15 protein-coding genes and 1 tRNA gene are annotated in these 14,724 nt (G+C 61.8%); 2 read left to right on the forward strand and 14 right to left on the reverse strand.

Features of this window, described 5'->3' with window-relative positions; translation table 11 throughout:
• Positions 1–8 precede the first annotated feature (8 nt).
• The 12 genes from KBX07_RS10655 to pgm all read right to left on the reverse strand — a co-directional run bounded on the left by KBX07_RS10655 (position 9) and on the right by pgm (position 9,764).
• Positions 9–419 carry a type II toxin-antitoxin system VapC family toxin gene (locus KBX07_RS10655; RefSeq protein ID WP_256004609.1) on the reverse strand — a complete coding sequence of 137 codons (411 nt, stop codon included), beginning with the start codon at positions 417–419 and terminating at the stop codon, positions 9–11.
• The gene (locus KBX07_RS10660) at positions 409–756 is read right to left on the reverse strand and encodes a type II toxin-antitoxin system Phd/YefM family antitoxin (RefSeq protein ID WP_005288803.1); all 348 of its coding nucleotides are present in this window, start codon (positions 754–756) and stop codon (positions 409–411) included. The genes KBX07_RS10655 and KBX07_RS10660 overlap by 11 nt, the downstream gene beginning before the upstream one ends.
• Before the next feature lie 71 nt (positions 757–827).
• A complete protein-coding gene (locus KBX07_RS10665; RefSeq protein WP_256024089.1) occupies positions 828–1,595 on the reverse strand; it encodes a fructosamine kinase family protein in 768 nt (255 codons plus the stop codon).
• 9 nt (positions 1,596–1,604) lie between these two features.
• Positions 1,605–2,075, reverse strand: a complete 471-nt coding sequence (locus KBX07_RS10670; protein WP_256024091.1) for a methylated-DNA--[protein]-cysteine S-methyltransferase — start codon at positions 2,073–2,075, stop codon at positions 1,605–1,607.
• Between the two features lie 56 nt (positions 2,076–2,131).
• Positions 2,132–2,575, reverse strand: a complete 444-nt coding sequence (locus KBX07_RS11480; protein WP_370687246.1) for a protein-tyrosine phosphatase family protein — start codon at positions 2,573–2,575, stop codon at positions 2,132–2,134.
• Between the two features lie 9 nt (positions 2,576–2,584).
• Entirely contained in the window at positions 2,585–3,679 is a 1,095-nt protein-coding gene (locus tag KBX07_RS10675) for an ABC transporter ATP-binding protein (RefSeq protein WP_256024092.1), read from the reverse strand.
• A 2-nt stretch (positions 3,680–3,681) separates the two neighbouring features.
• Positions 3,682–5,289, reverse strand: a complete 1,608-nt coding sequence (locus tag KBX07_RS10680; protein ID WP_005288789.1) for an iron ABC transporter permease — start codon at positions 5,287–5,289, stop codon at positions 3,682–3,684.
• A gap of 9 nt (positions 5,290–5,298) precedes the next feature.
• Complete coding sequence (locus tag KBX07_RS10685) at positions 5,299–6,336, reverse strand: ABC transporter substrate-binding protein (RefSeq protein ID WP_256024094.1); 1,038 nt, start codon at positions 6,334–6,336, stop codon at positions 5,299–5,301.
• 197 nt (positions 6,337–6,533) lie between these two features.
• Positions 6,534–6,606: transfer RNA gene (locus KBX07_RS10690), tRNA-Ala, on the reverse strand.
• 86 nt (positions 6,607–6,692) lie between these two features.
• Positions 6,693–7,457, reverse strand: coding sequence for a thioredoxin domain-containing protein (locus KBX07_RS10695; protein ID WP_005288784.1), 765 nt, complete (start codon positions 7,455–7,457; stop codon positions 6,693–6,695).
• A 48-nt stretch (positions 7,458–7,505) separates the two neighbouring features.
• Entirely contained in the window at positions 7,506–7,928 is a 423-nt protein-coding gene (locus tag KBX07_RS10700; protein WP_255998620.1) for a MauE/DoxX family redox-associated membrane protein, read from the reverse strand.
• Between the two features lie 177 nt (positions 7,929–8,105).
• Complete coding sequence (gene pgm / locus KBX07_RS10705; RefSeq protein ID WP_256024096.1) at positions 8,106–9,764, reverse strand: phosphoglucomutase (alpha-D-glucose-1,6-bisphosphate-dependent); 1,659 nt, start codon at positions 9,762–9,764, stop codon at positions 8,106–8,108.
• A gap of 90 nt (positions 9,765–9,854) precedes the next feature.
• Here pgm and KBX07_RS10710 point away from each other — a divergent pair, with 90 nt between their 5' ends.
• Together KBX07_RS10710 and KBX07_RS10715 are read left to right on the forward strand one after the other, a co-directional pair.
• Positions 9,855–10,202, forward strand: coding sequence for a CrcB family protein (locus KBX07_RS10710; protein ID WP_005288775.1), 348 nt, complete (start codon positions 9,855–9,857; stop codon positions 10,200–10,202).
• Complete coding sequence (locus tag KBX07_RS10715; RefSeq protein WP_255995887.1) at positions 10,199–10,627, forward strand: CrcB family protein; 429 nt, start codon at positions 10,199–10,201, stop codon at positions 10,625–10,627. Before KBX07_RS10710 ends, KBX07_RS10715 begins: the two co-directional genes overlap by 4 nt.
• A gap of 34 nt (positions 10,628–10,661) precedes the next feature.
• Here the strand turns inward: KBX07_RS10715 and KBX07_RS10720 are convergent, their stop codons facing one another.
• Positions 10,662–13,217: an ABC transporter permease gene (locus tag KBX07_RS10720; protein WP_370687290.1), complete on the reverse strand. Its 2,556-nt coding sequence runs from the start codon at positions 13,215–13,217 to the stop codon at positions 10,662–10,664.
• Between the two features lie 5 nt (positions 13,218–13,222).
• Complete coding sequence (locus KBX07_RS10725; protein ID WP_255998612.1) at positions 13,223–14,011, reverse strand: ABC transporter ATP-binding protein; 789 nt, start codon at positions 14,009–14,011, stop codon at positions 13,223–13,225.
• Positions 14,012–14,724: the final 713 nt, after the last annotated feature.

The following is a 14,724-nucleotide window of genomic DNA, read 5'->3' on the forward strand; positions in this document are numbered from 1 at the left end:
CCGAGAACCTAGAGTTCGCTTCCAAACGGATGGATGACCGTTGCACCGACAGTCGTGGCTGCACGCGCTAACTGTCGATCTGCCGTGACGAAATCACAGTGGAACTCACGAGAACGCAATAGAAGCCAGGTCCCCAGATGAATAGCGTCGAGCGCCTTCAGGAAACCAGGTATCGCCCCTGCAAATTCCACGACCTCGCTATTCAAACCGACGAGACTCAGTTTCGCCGCAAGGCCGAGGATCTGTGCGCCAAACTCTTCCGTTCTCTTGGGAACACGGGCGAGTTCGACTTTTCCGATCACAGAACTGACGAGATCTTTATCGTCGAGCACTTGCTTCGCCCACGCACTATGCACTTCGGAGACGGCGAGCGGAATGAGCGCTGACGTGTCTACGTAAACCGCACCACTAGAATTCACTACTCAGCGCCGCGTCAATGCGGTTGTCCTTGCGGTCTTCGAGGAATTGCTCAAGCGAATAACCGGTTCCCTCAATGGGCTCCCAGTTGATCTCCATGGGTACGCCCCTCTGCATGATCAGTCCGAGGTCCTCTAACCGGTCAATTCCGGTTCGCTGGCTCAGTGGCCGGATTTCCGCAACCGGCTTGCTGCGGTCTGTGATGGTCAAAGCAACCCCCTCCGATTGCACACGATCGATCACCCTGCGTGTTTGCTGGTTCAACTCACGCATAGACACCGTGTGGGAACGGTGGTGTTCTGCGAGAAGCTCTTGGAGCTTGCGTTCAACCTCGCCCATGGTGCAGACCCTCGTTTGTAGTACGTGTATTACATTGCGATTTTAGCAGCTACAACCAGTAGTTCAATCCCCTAACGGGTGAGGTCGAGGGTGCGCTCGGCGGCGTCGATAAGCGGGCGGGCGTAGCTCGCGCCGTGCGTGTAGCAGTGCACCGCGAGCGGGTGAAGCTGGTGGATCGGGATGCGGGCCTCCCAGTCGCGGCCGAGGTCGCCGCCGGCGACGAGGTAGCCCGATGCGATCTCGCTAACGTACGGAGCGCTAAAGAGCTCGAGCATCGCAATGTCTGTCAGTGGGTGTCCGCCGTGCGCCGCCGGGTCGATGAACCGCGGGCCGTCCGGCGAGAACAACAGGTTGCCCGCCCACAGATCGCCGTGGATGCGCGCGAGCGGGGCGTCTTCATCCTCCGCGACGAGTGCCTCGCACGCGCGTTTCACTGTCTCCAGCCCATCGGCGCTCAGCGTTCCGCCTTTGTGGGCTTTTTCCGCGAACGGCAGCACGCGCTGCTCCGTGAAGAACTCCGCCCAGCGCGGCACCGGGATGCAATCCTGCTGCGCGCGGCCAATATAGTTCGGCCCATCCCAACCCTCTGCAGGCGCGCCAAAGGCGTCTGCACCCATGGCGTGGATCGCGGCGAGCTCCTCCCCGGCGCGGTGCGCAGCCTCACGCGTTGGCCGGGCGGACGCGACCTCCTCGATAGTCAGGGTGTTCGCCTCCACATTGACGCTGTAAACCTCGACGACAGCGTTCGACCCTTCCCGCAGCCAGCGCAAATAGGCCGCTTCAGCTTCAGCGGCGCGGGGTCCAGTTCCGGTCTTAGTGAAAGTCTGGGGAGCAGTCATGCCTCCACGCTAGCTGCGCGCGGCGTTGTTCTGCTCTAGATCCAGCAAGTACTGCTTCATCTCGAGTCCGCCGGCGTAGCCGCCGAGTGATCCGTCGCTGCGCAGTACGCGGTGGCACGGCACGACGATCGGCAGTGGGTTCGTCGCGCATGCCGAACCGACTGCCCGCACCGCCCACGGATTGCCGATACGCGCCGCAAGCTCGCTGTATGTTTCTGTGCAGCCGTATTTGATGTCACTCAGTGCAGCCTGCGCTTGCGTGCGAAACCCATCGCCGGAGCGGTCGAGCGGTACGGTGAAGTCTCGACGTTCACCGGCGAAGTACTGTTCAATCTCGGCTGCCGCCTGGCGCGTGACGGCATTGCTCTCGCCGTGCACAGCTCCAAAGACAACGTGCACGAGCCCGCTTTCCGACGCTTCTAACCCCAGCTCCCCCACCGGTGTCTTCACTGTTTGGGCTGCGACGATCGGCTGTGTCATGGCGTCGATGCTACCCGCTCTCACCACCCCGCCATCTTGCGCTGACTGAGCTGGCCCTAACGGCGATCATCCAGCACAATCGATTTCAACCACCTGCGCTGCCACGGCGTCTCAACAGCGCGGGGATGGTAGTTCTCCCACACCCACCGGATTCCTTCTTCCGCAGAAAGTCCATCGAAAACAGTGAGTAATGCGAGCGCAGTGCCAGTGCGCCCGACCCCACTGCCGCACATGATGGCAACCTTTTCGTTCCGAGACCGTTCTCGTGCGAGCTGAAGAGCAGCGACCGCTTGATCAGTTGATGTGGGGACACCGAAATCTGGCCATCGCACCCAAATATGTGGACACGGAACCTCGACAGGTTCACGTCCGAGTAGAAGAACTAGAAAATCCGGATAGTTGCGCCGCGTGCGTCGAAGTCTTTTCCAACTACCACCCTTGAGGCGCGACCCGTCCGGAAGATCAACAACACCGTGTTCTCCGTCCGGCCACGCGCTCATGGCCGTATGTTAGGCATCCGCCGGGCTGTCTACGTAGACCAGCGGTTGACGGATCTCCACCTGCACTTGATCATCCACCTCGGGCGCAGAGCTGGTGGATGTCCACGCACGGAACTCTGTCCCGTCCAGGTCGACGGTCACGGAGAACCCGCTGACCTCGAACAAAGCGGACGTGACGGTAGCAGTTACTTCAGTGCCCGAGGATGACGAGTCAATGGAAACAGCTTCCGGCAGCACCGCCACAGTGACCTGCTGACCGTCCTGGAGGAGACGCTGGTTCTCAGACGCATCACCGTCTTCCGACACAACCGTGACATTGTCGACGGGCCACGATAACGCCGGCTTATCGACGGTGACGCGTCCGCCTGCAACCACACCTTCCAACAGTGTCGCATCGGCGATGAACGACGCCACCCAGGCAGTAGCCGGGCGGGACACGATCGACATCGGGGTGCCGAACTGTTCCAGCTTGCCGTCCCGCAAGACCGCGATCCGGTCCGCGATGGCCAGCGCTTCCTTCCGGTCGTGCGTGACATGCACCGATGTCAGATCGGACCCCTTCGTCAGCGACACCAACTCGCGGCGCAATGAGTCACGGAGGGGTTCGTCGAGTGCTGAGAGGGCTTCGTCGAGAAGCAGCACCTTCGGCGTGGAGACAATCGCGCGGGCCAACGCCACGCGCTGTTGCTGGCCACCAGACAGGGTCGCAGGTTTGCGTTTGCCGTAACCGGCAAGTCCGACAGTCTCGAGAGTCTTCTCAACGTTGCTGGTGATCTCTGATCCCGCCGCACCTGAGCGGCGCAGAGGGTATGCGACATTGTCGGCAACGCTCATATGCGGCCAAACCGCATGCTGCTGGAACACCATGCCCATGTTGCGCTGCGCTGGAGGTGTTGCGGATTGATCTTTTCCGTCAATCCGGATCTCGCCTGTCGACGGTGCAATGAAGCCCGCGATCGTTCGCAGCAGGGTGGTTTTTCCCGACCCCGACGGCCCCACGAGCGCGACGAATTCGCCACTGGAAATGTCCAGGGTGATGTCCTTCAACCCCTCGGTCCCGTCAGGGAATTTGACGGACAGATCCCTTATTTCGATGTCGCTCATCTTTAAGTCTCCTTATCGGGGTTACGCACCGTGAGGGCCAAAGCGGCGATGCCAACGACCGCGAAAATGAGCGCGAGCGCCGATGCTTGGTTGTAGTTTCCGGATTGCTGCAGGTTGAAAAGTTGGACACCGATCGTTGTGGTGCCAGGGGCGACCAGAAGAACCGAGACGGTGAGTTCACGAACTGCCGTGACTGCAACGAGCACCGCCCCGGATGCCACCGCTGGCAGTGCCATTCGGCCACTGGTGTCCCACAGGGCGCGGAGTCGGCCCGCCCCCGAGATCTCTGCTGCCTCCTCCATCGCGCGTGGAGTCTTCGCCAACGGTGCACGCACCGCCTGCAGGACCATTGCCGTGAACGCGCATACGTAGGCCAACAGAATCACCCAGCGGGTGTTGTAAATTCCCGTGTAGCGGCCCACAATGACCCAGCCGACGCCGATGATAAGACCCGGTAGAGCCGACGGCAGCAACGTGAGCAGACTTAGCGCAGTGTTCGAACGCGCCCGCGTTCGCGTCACCAGCAGGCCAATGCTCCACCCGAGCAGCGCGCACAACAGGGCCGCGCCTGCGGCGAGCACAAACGAGTTCTGGAAACCGTCCTGCACACGCGGGTTGGACAACGTGTTCGTGAAGTTGCTGAGCGTAATGGTGTCCAGCGTCATCGGGATACCGGGGGCGGGCAACAGCGCCCGGTAAGCCAGCCCCAGAAGCGGACCGAGTGTGATGGACAGTGCCAGAACCCAGGAAATGATCGTGATGGGCCATCGAGCTTTGCCTAGCGGAAGCTTCATCGACCCTTTACCTGTCGTGGTGGAAGCGTTCTTCGACACCAGGTAGTCGGCGACCACGGTGGCAATGCCGAGAAGCATGAGCACCGTTCCCACGGTGGACACCACCTGCAGGGGATTGCTCACCGTCCCCGATTCCATGAACCGGTAGACCATGGTGGCCAGCGTTTCATACTGCACCGGGGAACCGAGGATTGACGGAATTCCGAAGTCAGCCAGGTTTGACACAGCGGTGAGCGTGAAAGCACTGAGCAAGGCTGGTCCGAGAAGCGGGATAGTCACCGTGCGCAAGACAGTCGCGTTCCCTGCTCCGCTCACCAATGCAGCTCGTTCAAGGTCCGCTGGAATCGAACGCAACGCGGCAGAGACAATGACGTACACCACCGGATAGGAGTGCAAGGTCATCAGGAAGATGATTCCGTCTGCACCGTAGATGTCCCACACTGGTTTGCCGAAAACGGCATTGAGCCCCTGATTGCGGCCGAACAGCTGAAGCCATGAAATCGCGCCCACGAAAGGCGGCACCAACAGCGGTGACAGAAGGAAAAGACGCAGCACACCAGACCCGGCCACGTCGGTTCGCTCCAACAAGATCGCAACAGCACCGCCTACGAGAACTGCACCCAGTGACGACAACAACGTGGTGTACGTCGAGTTCCAGGTAGCACTCCACAGTCCTTGCTCAATAAGCGTCGGAAACTGGTTCCCGCCGAGCGCGAGCGACACCACCATCGCGAGCGGAGCAATGAAGATCGCAGCGGCTAGTAACCAAATCCCGATTCGGGCAACGTTGAGGCCCGGCGAACGCTGTGCCTGCACGTACGGCCCCTACTTCATGGCCTTCTCGAAGGACTCCACCGAGCGATCCCGGTCCCCGGTCAGCGTCTCCAGGTCAGTGTCCATCAGCTCAATATCGTCCAGGCCAGGGGCATCGCCCGGGGTGTCGATTCCGTCGATAACCGGCAGGTAGTTCTGCTCGACCGCGAGCTTCTGACCGGCCTCCGAGAGCAAGAACGTGATGTACTTCTCCGCGGCCTCCTGCTGCTCCGAATTGGCGAACACGCCAATGGGTTCCGTGATGTACGGCGACCCCTCCGTCGCGTACACCTCCTTGATCGGCGAGCCTTGCTCTGCGAGGTCGCGCACCAGGTAGTCGACGACGATGCCGACCGGGTGGCCGCCACCTGCGATCTCCTGCGACGTCGGACCGTTGGACGCCGCAATCATCGGGCTGTTTTGTCCCAGGCCTTCAACCCAGGATTCCCCGAGCTCCTCATTATTCATCCACACGGTGGCGTTGAACGCGGCCGCACCGGACACACTTGGGTCCGGAAGGACAATCTTGTCGCGGAATTTCTCGTCCGTCAGGTCCACCCAGGACTCTGGCGCGTCCGACTCCTCAATTACGTCCGTGTTGTACGCGATGACAGTCGGAATGATGCGCGTGCCCACGTAGTATCCCTCGGGGTCAACTGCCTCCTCCATGACACTGCTGGTGTCGACGTCTTTGAGCTCGGCGAGCAAATCTTCGGACTTGAGACCTTCGAAGGTCGGCGCGTCAGCCGCCCACATCAGATCCGCTTCGACCTGGCCGGACTCACGTTCAGATTCGATGCGTGCTTTCAAGTCACCAGTTCCCGCGCGGTACACCTCGACCTGGATGTCCGGGTGCTCTTTCTCAAACGCCGCGTTGATCTCGTCGACCTTCTCCTCCGGTTCGGACGTGTAGATCGTCAGGACGGTGTCATCACCAGCTGCGCCGATGCCGGCGTTCGGATCCTCGCTCGGCTCCGAACAACCGGATAGTCCGACAGCGAGAGCACCCGTAAGGGCGGTGATGGTCAAGGACGTGCGGAGCAAGCGCATAACGACTCCTTCAAAGAGCGCGGTGAGATCGTGGATAGCCGAAAGAAACGAGGGGATGCTAACTGGTGCATAACCATCCTCATCCGCGACAGAACTTACCAAACTCTCAGAATTCTGCAGTGCGAGACGAAAACCGGTGCATAGAGCCGCAAAATATGCGAAAACCCGCGGCCACAACGGCCACGGGCTGAAAAAAGTGGAGCTAACGGGATTCGAACCCGTGACCCCCACACTGCCAGTGTGGTGCGCTACCAGCTGCGCCATAGCCCCGTAACTTCAGCGGATCTCCGCGAAGCGACTTCGATCAATATACACCGGGTGCGGACGAGACCAAAATCGCCCGCAGCCAGTGACTTTTAGCTAGCTAGCAAGTCGTCGAGCCAGTTCTCGAGGGGCTTGGAGTCGACATCCTTGCCGTCGACAAGCACGCGCGGGGAGGAAAGGTCACCGGTCTTGTCCACGAGGTCCTTCTCGTTGGCTTCTCCGAGCTCCTTGGCCTTGTCGACGTACTCGCCGTTACGGATCGCGTCAACCGCATCCTTGGAGGCACCGACTCCCTTCGCAAGGTCGGCGAGCTTCTCCGGGTCAGCGCTGCCGTACAGGCTCTCCTGCTCTTCGAGGAGGGCCTTGCGCAGGTTCCAGTACGCCTCAGTCTCGCCCTTATCGGCGAGCGCGAGAACAGCGGCCAGAGTGTTCGTGGAGTGGCCGAGCTGGTACTGCTCGCCGGTGCCGTCCAGGAAGACCAACGGCTGGATGTGGACCTTGACCTCGCCGGCCTTGATCTTCTCCAACATTTCGGCATCAGTCTTCTTCGCCAGGTCGGCGCAGTAGCTGCACGCGAAGTCCTCGTAGAGAGAGGCTTCCTTCGCGCCGTCGCTATTCTCGCCGGACAGAGTGATTATGTTGTCGGTCAGCTCCATGTTCACGCCGTCGACGGGCTCAACGTTCTCGGCGATGCGTTCAGCCTGCGCGCCGCGTCCGTTGTAAACGATCAGGCCGATCACCAACGCGCCGACGAGGAGAAGAGCGAGGATCGCCCAGAGGAAGCCTTTGCCGCCGGTCGAGTTGGGGTTGGACACCTTGGTGGAACCCTTGGTGTTCGACTTAGAAGAGGAAGTCACAGTGCATCACCTTATGCATTCGGGGTCAAGCTGTTCCAGCAGGTAAGTCTACGGGTACAGCGCGAATTTCTTAAACGGTCGGTAGATCATGAATAGCGTCACGGCAATCAGCCCGACGTCGCGGATGATGGCCCACCTCAGATCGCCGTCAGTGTGGTCCGGGTCGGGCCCGAAGCAGCCGCAGTCGATCTGCAGTCCGCGGGCATAGGCGGATGCCAGGCCGATGATGAAGAGGACGAGCACACCGAACGACACCCAGCCAGCGGGGCGAATCTTGATGCCCAGCAGCAGAATAAGGCCGCCAGCGAGCTCCAGTGGGCCGATAAGGTTCGCCAGCAGGCCGGACCAGTGCGGAGTGAAGATCTCGTACGCTTCGATGCTCTGCGTCACGGTCATATGTTTGCCGAGCTTCGACGCGCCCGACGTAATCCACATCGCGGCAAGTCCGAAGCGTGCGAGCGCGGAGAGCACATCGAGCGCACGTTCGCTTGTCGACGTCTCCTCTGTCCACTGGTCCCCGCCGTCTACGGCGCCAGCCTCTGCTACCTGCGCATCTTGCTTAATTGCCACCTCAATGACCTTAGTCGATGGGTGGGGTGCCGGGAAGTTTCCCGTGATGAGGTTTCTATCACCCTCACTAGCGGATTCTTATTCGTCGAGCACCGAACTGACCAGGTCTTGGGCTTCCTTCTGGACCTGCTCAAGGTGCTCCGCGCCCTTGAAGGATTCGGCGTAGATCTTGTATTTGTCCTCAGTGCCGGACGGGCGGGCGGCGAACCAGGCGCTGTCGGTGGTGACCTTCAAACCGCCAATGGCAGCGCCGTTGCCAGGGGCTTCGGTCAGCTTGGCCGTGATGTCCTCACCAGCGAGAGTGTCGGCAGTGACCTGGTCCGGGGACAGCTTCTTCAAGGTGGCCTTCTGCTCTCGGTTCGCCTCGGCGTCGGTGCGGGCGTAGACGGGGTCCCCAAACTTCTCCGTCAGTTCACGGTAGCGGACTGACGGGGTCTTGCCGGTCACCGCGGTGATTTCCGCAGCGAGCAGGTCCATGATGAGGCCGTCTTTGTCGGTCGACCACACCGTGCCGTCCTTGCGCAGGAAGGATGCGCCGGCGGATTCTTCCCCGCCGAAGCCGACGGAGCCGCTGATAAGCCCCGGCACGAACCACTTGAAGCCGACAGGGACCTCGACGAGTTCGCGGCCGAGCGAGGCGACGACGCGGTCGATCATCGACGACGACACCAGCGTCTTGCCCACTGCCGTGTCCGCACCCCAGCCGTCGCGGTGGGAGAAGAGGTACTCGATGGCCACGGCGAGGTAGTGGTTCGGGTTCATCAGGCCCGCGTCGGGTGTCACGATGCCATGCCGGTCCGCATCCGCGTCATTACCGGTCGCAATGTCGTACTTGTCGCGGTTGGCCACCAAACTCGCCATCGAGTTCGGCGACGAGCAGTCCATCCGGATCTTGCCGTCAGTGTCAAGAGTCATGAACCGCCACGTGGCATCCACATGCGGGTTGACCACGTCAAGGTTGAGCCCATGCGCCTCCGCAATGGCGCCCCAGTAATCGACGCTGGCGCCACCCATCGGATCCGCTCCAATGTGCAGTCCGGAGCTGCGAATCGCCTCAATATCCACGACATTCGGCAGGTCAGCAACGTAGTTCGCCATGAACGGGTGCTTGCCGGCGCGCTCATCGAGCACACCGCTTGTCGACGTCGTGTGCACCCCCTCCAGGTCATTCGCCAGATACTCGTTGGCGCGCGCGGCGATCCAGTCCGTCGCGTCAGTGTCCGCCGGGCCGCCGGATGGCGGGTTGTACTTGAACCCTCCGTCACGCGGCGGGTTGTGCGACGGAGTGATCACGATGCCGTCCGCGCGCTGCGGGTCCGAGCCGGTCACACCGCCGGACAGCGTGGCGTTGTGCGCGAGAATCGCGTGGGAGACAGCGGGAGTCGGGGTGTAGCGGCCTGCGTCGTCGACAAGCACTGCGACATCGTTGGCGAAGAGCACCTCGAGCGCGGAGATCATCGCGGGCTCCGACAGCGCGTGCGTGTCCCGGCCGATGTAGACCGGGCCACCGATGTTGTTGGCGCGACGGTAGTCGACGATCGCCTGCGTGGTCGCCCAAATGTGCTGCTGGTTGAACGCGTTGTCCAAGCTGGAGCCGCGGTGGCCGGATGTGCCGAACGCCACCTGTTGGTCCGGGTTCTGCGGGTCGATGTCGCGGGTGTAGTAGGCGGTGACTACCTCCGCCATATCGATGAGATCGTCGGGGCGTGCTGGTTGACCTGCTCGTTCATGCGCCATGGGTGCTCCTTGAAGTCCTGGTGTGTCTCCGTCGGGTACACACCCCATCTTTCCTTCACCGCTGACAAATTTCCACGAAAATCCGCTACCGTGAACCGCGTGGTAAGAGAAGGACTCGTTGTCGGCTTCGGAGCGTCATTCGGCGCGCTGGTGCGTTTCGCCCTCACGCCGCTCATGGCGTCGCACCCGCCGGCAGAACTGCTGGTGACGTTGGGGATCAACATTGTCGGGTGCTTCCTGATGGGCCTGTTCGATCCACCTGAGTTCTGGGGCAAAGGCTTCCTGGGAGGCTTGACGACGTTTTCCGCCGTATCCCTCGCATCCATGCAATCCAGCGCGCTCTTCGCGGCTGTGTACATGTTCGGCACGCTGGCAGTCGCCATCGTCGCATGGCTGCTGGGCGACGCTTTGCGTAACCGCGCCGGAGCCCCCGCGTGATCCCCGGGAATGTCGGTCCCGACGGCCTCGTCGGCGTGGGCCTCCGGGAAGCGCTGGGCACCGAGGCAGCCCTGGAGGTCGTGTTCATCCTCTTCATGGCGGTCGGCGCCGGCGCGTTCCTCGGCGGCATTGCGCGATGGGCACTGTCGCTGGTGCCCGGCACCCATGTGGGTACGTGGGCGGCGAACATTGTCGGATCGGCCGTTTTCGGGTTTTCCACCCTCATGCCGGGAATGTGGCCCGCGTTCTTGGGCGCCGGGTTCGGCGGCGCATTGTCGACGCTCTCAACGCTCGCCAAAGAGGGCGGCACCATGATTAAGCACAAAGAATGGGGCCAGTTGACCAGCTACGTTTTAGCCACCGCAGCCGGCGGAATCATTGCGGCGTGGTTCGGCACACTGTGGGCATCGCGGGCGTTTATGTGACTGTGTAGCCGTGTAACTGTGTGACCGTGCCCGGCTACTCGGCGATGGCGTCGAGCGGCGGTGTTTTCGCCGCCCGCTGCGCCGGCCACAACGCCGCCACCACACCGACAACGACGGAGCCGGCCAGCATGATCGCCAGCATCGTCCACGGGTAGGCGATATTCTCCAGACCTTGGTCTGCGAGCACGGTGAGGAATGCCCAGCCCAGCGCGAGGCCCGTGATGATGCCCACGATGGCGCCGAAGACCGCGATCTGCACCGATTCGAGAATGATCATGATGCGCACTTGACGCCTTTGCGTGCCGACGGCCCGGAGCATGCCGATCTCTTGCCGTCGTTCGATCACCGACAACGTGAGGGTGTTGATGATGCCCAAGATCGCAATCACCACCGCGAGCGACAGCAGCGCGTAGAGGATGTAGAGCATCTGGTTGATCATCTGCTTGGCCTCACCGCCGACTTCCTCGGGCGAGCGGACTTGCACGACGATGTCTTCCTTGACCGCCTTCTCGAGGTTCGCACGCAAGGTGTCCTCGTCGACACTGCCGTCGCCGTTGGCGCCGACCATCTGGACATTGAGCGCATCCTCCGGCAGGAGCTCAGCCGCGGTGTCCTTGGAGACCACCCAGGTCTCCAGAATGTTGGACTCCCCGAACACCCCCTTCACCTCGACCATTGCGGGCGGGGCCGGCACTCCTGGCGCCGCGACCTCGACAGTGTCGCCGACACTGACCCCCTTCTCCTTAGCCAGAACTTCAGGCAAGATGACTCCGCCGCCAGTGAGGTCGGACGTGCCCTCGACCATGTCCAGGGCGATCAGATTGCCCGGGTCGCCGTCGATCACGTCGGTGATACCGCCGTCACCGAACTGGTAGCCGAACTCCCCCTCGACTGTCAGCGGGGTTCGGGAGTAGGTAACTACCTCGCCCACACCGTCGACCCCCTCGGCCTTTTCCGGCAGGTCTTGCGGAACCGGGAACGCGCCCATTTGGGGGCCGTAGAGGACCATGTCGGCGCTGACCTCGTTCTCTAAGACGTCGTCGACCGAGCGCTGCATCGTCGCCCCTAACATGCCGATCACCGTGACCAGCGCCACACCGAGTAAGAGCGCGAACGCCGTCGCCGAAGCGCGGCGCGGGTTGCGCTGCGAGTTCGTTGCGGCCAGCGAACCCACAGCACCGAACGGAGCTCCGATAGCGCGGCCGAAGACAGGAACGACCGGCAGGGACAGCGCAGGACCGGCCAAGAACAGCCCGATGATCACGCAGACCGCAGCGACTCCCACGAGACTCGCGCGCTGCCCTGTCGAACCGTCCTCCCACAGCACTCCCCACGCGGCGAAAGCTGCACCGGCGATCAGCAACACCACTCCGATGGTGGTGCGCACCTTCAGAGGCTGCGGAGCCGCCGATTCCGACGACCGCATCGCCTCAACCGGTTCGACCTGGCCGGCCCGCTGCGCCGGCGCCCAAGCAGACAAGATGGTCACAATGGTGCCGATGACAACCGGCACTGCCACCGCATCCACCGACAAGCCCCAGCCAGCGCCGGGCAGCTCCATCCCCTGGGTCTCCATCAAAGCCCGGATAGCGGCGACCATGCCCATACCGGCGATCACACCGAGTGCGGATCCAATGAACCCGACGATGAGCGCCTCCGCCACCACCGAGCGGGTGATCTGCCCCTTCGAAGCGCCGAGCGCGCGCAACAGCGCGAATTCCTTCGTGCGCTGCGCAACGATCATGGAGAAGGTGTTGGCGATGAGGAAGGTGCCCACCAACAAACCGACCAGGCCGAAGGCAATCAGAAAGTATGAAATGAAGGACAGGGCGTTGCGGATCTCTTCGGAGGTCTCGTCGGCAAGCACTTGGCCTTCTTTGACCTCGTAGTCCGGGTACTGCTCCCGCAGGTGCGCGACGAGCTCCGGTGCGTCCACACCGTCCGCGGCTGCGACGGAAAGACCTGGGAGGGTGTCTTGTGAGGCCGACATGTCGCGGTAGGCCGGCTCATTCACCAGCAAGCTTAACGACGCCCCCTGGTCCAGCTCATCCGTGTACATGCCCGTCACCGTCATCGTGTGGCGGGCTTGCGGATCGACAACGATGATCTCGTCGCCGACGTTGATGTTGTAGCGCTCCGCCCCCTTCTCGTTCACGACAGCCTCACCGACTTCAGCCGGCGCGGCCCCCTCGGTGATGTCGTAGGCCTCCCCTACCGCTTCTTCCGGCGGGTAGTACACTGAGACGGTAGATATGCCCGCTCCGGTCTGGTACGCCGTGCCGTTGGCATCAGCAATGACAACGGCTTTATTCGCGCTGATGTTGACCCGGGAGGTCTTCGGGTCAGCGGCAATGTCGTCGTAAAGCTGCGCAGGGAGCGACGGTGCGTTCTCTCCCGGCTGGACCACTGCGTCGCTATCGGCGTAGGCGCTTGCCACAGCCGAATCGAACGTCTTCTCCAGCATGTTGGTGAACATTAGGGAGCCGGAAATGAACGCCGTGCCCAGCACGACTGCAAGCACAGTCAGCGCGAGCCGGAGCTTGTGCGCCGCGATGTTACGCAGCGACACTTTCGTCATAGCGGAAGACATCGTGGCTAGTTCTCGATTCCGGACATCGTGGAAAGGATGTCCTCCATCGTGGGATTGCGCAGCTCATCGACAATCCGGCCGTCGGCAAGGAAAACAACGCGGTCGGCGTAAGAAGCCGCGCGGGCGTCGTGCGTGACGATGACCACCGTCTGCTCATCATTGTCAACAGCCGTGCGCAGGATCTCCAGCACCTCCCGCGAGGAGTTCGAGTCGAGGTTGCCAGTCGGCTCATCGCCGAAAATGATCTCCGGCCGGCTCACTAGCGCGCGGGCGCAGGCGACGCGCTGCTGCTGACCACCGGACAGCTCGCTCGGACGGTGCGACAGGCGCTTACTCAGACCGAGGCGCCGCGTGATCTCGTCGAACCAGGCCTGATCGACGTTGCCACCGGCAATATTGGTCGGCAGCGTGATGTTTTCCGCCGCCGTCAGAGTCGGCACAAGGTTGAAGGACTGGAAGATGAAGCCGAGTCGATCACGTCGCAGCGCGGTGATCTGCTTGTCGTTGAGAGTGGACAGGTCCGTGTCACCGATGAAGGCGGAGCCGCTCGTGAAAGAATCCAGGCCAGCCATCGTGTGCATCAGCGTGGACTTGCCGCTTCCCGACGGCCCCATGATGGCCGTGAACTCATTACGACCAAAATCGACATCAATGCCGTCCAGGGCGACGACCTGCGTGTCACCGGCGCCGTACGTTTTGCGGAGCGCTACAGCGCGGGCCGCTGCTGCAGGAGCGTGACGCGTATCGACGGCATCACGCACACTCTCCCCCTCATTCAACGCGTGCTTACTCATGGCTAGAGCCTCCTCGCTCGTTCCGGCACCCGACACTGCGAGTTGAATCGGTCACATCCTACAGTTTCCTTTGGATGGGCGAAAGACTCATAAGGGCGCAGCATCGCTCTCTGTGATGCTGCGCCCTCCGTCGAACTAACCCGGTACTAGCGCCCGATACCGGCAGCGAGTTCGTTGTTCCGCTTGTTCCAGTAGCGAAGATATTCAATCAACAAGAAGACGAGCGGAACCGAAGCTGCGGCAGAGATCCACCTGACAATACTGAACGGAAAATCCGAGGACAGGTCGTTGGTGATTCAGCGTGTACTTTCGGTCCATGCGGAGGATTCTTCGGCCCGTGTGCGTGTGCTATTTGCGGTCGTGTCTGCTTGCGCTGCTACTACGGTGTCGGGTTGTGCCGGGGTGGTGTGTGCGTGTGCTGGGAGTTCGGCTCCGGTGGTGAGAATAGCTGCCATCCCGGTAGCTGCGAGTGTGGTGCGACCCATGATGTTTCCCCTTTTTTTTCACGTTCTTGTGGTTCTATCTGTGAAGTCTTCGGGGGAGGAGGAATCGTTACAACCAGCGTGGGTTTAGGCAGACGCGGTTAACCCCCGGGGTGGCGCTGTGTGGCGCCGTTCCTCGGGGGTTGTTTGTGTCTGTATTGAGTTGTTTTTGTTGTTGTTGGTCGGCGGTAACTTACTCTCCCACACCCTCCCGGGTGCAGTACCATCAGC

The organism is Corynebacterium sp. CCUG 70398 (genome assembly GCF_024454055.1).
In the GTDB taxonomy this organism is placed as follows: Bacteria; Actinomycetota; Actinomycetes; order Mycobacteriales; family Mycobacteriaceae; genus Corynebacterium; species Corynebacterium genitalium.

Excerpts from the sequence above, each read along its gene's own strand:
- KBX07_RS10660 (WP_005288803.1), bottom strand. The coding sequence starts at position 756 with ATGGGCGAGGTTGAACGCAAGCTCCAAGAGCTTCTCGCAGAACACCAC.
- KBX07_RS10665 (WP_256024089.1), bottom strand. The coding sequence starts at position 1,595 with ATGACTGCTCCCCAGACTTTCACTAAGACCGGAACTGGACCCCGCGCC.
- KBX07_RS10670 (WP_256024091.1), bottom strand. The coding sequence starts at position 2,075 with ATGACACAGCCGATCGTCGCAGCCCAAACAGTGAAGACACCGGTGGGG.
- KBX07_RS11480 (WP_370687246.1), bottom strand. The coding sequence starts at position 2,575 with ATGAGCGCGTGGCCGGACGGAGAACACGGTGTTGTTGATCTTCCGGAC.
- KBX07_RS10675 (WP_256024092.1), bottom strand. The coding sequence starts at position 3,679 with ATGAGCGACATCGAAATAAGGGATCTGTCCGTCAAATTCCCTGACGGG.
- KBX07_RS10685 (WP_256024094.1), bottom strand. The coding sequence starts at position 6,336 with ATGCGCTTGCTCCGCACGTCCTTGACCATCACCGCCCTTACGGGTGCT.
- pgm (WP_256024096.1), bottom strand. The coding sequence starts at position 9,764 with ATGGCGCATGAACGAGCAGGTCAACCAGCACGCCCCGACGATCTCATC.
- KBX07_RS10720 (WP_370687290.1), bottom strand. The coding sequence starts at position 13,217 with ATGTCTTCCGCTATGACGAAAGTGTCGCTGCGTAACATCGCGGCGCAC.
- KBX07_RS10725 (WP_255998612.1), bottom strand. The coding sequence starts at position 14,011 with ATGAGTAAGCACGCGTTGAATGAGGGGGAGAGTGTGCGTGATGCCGTC.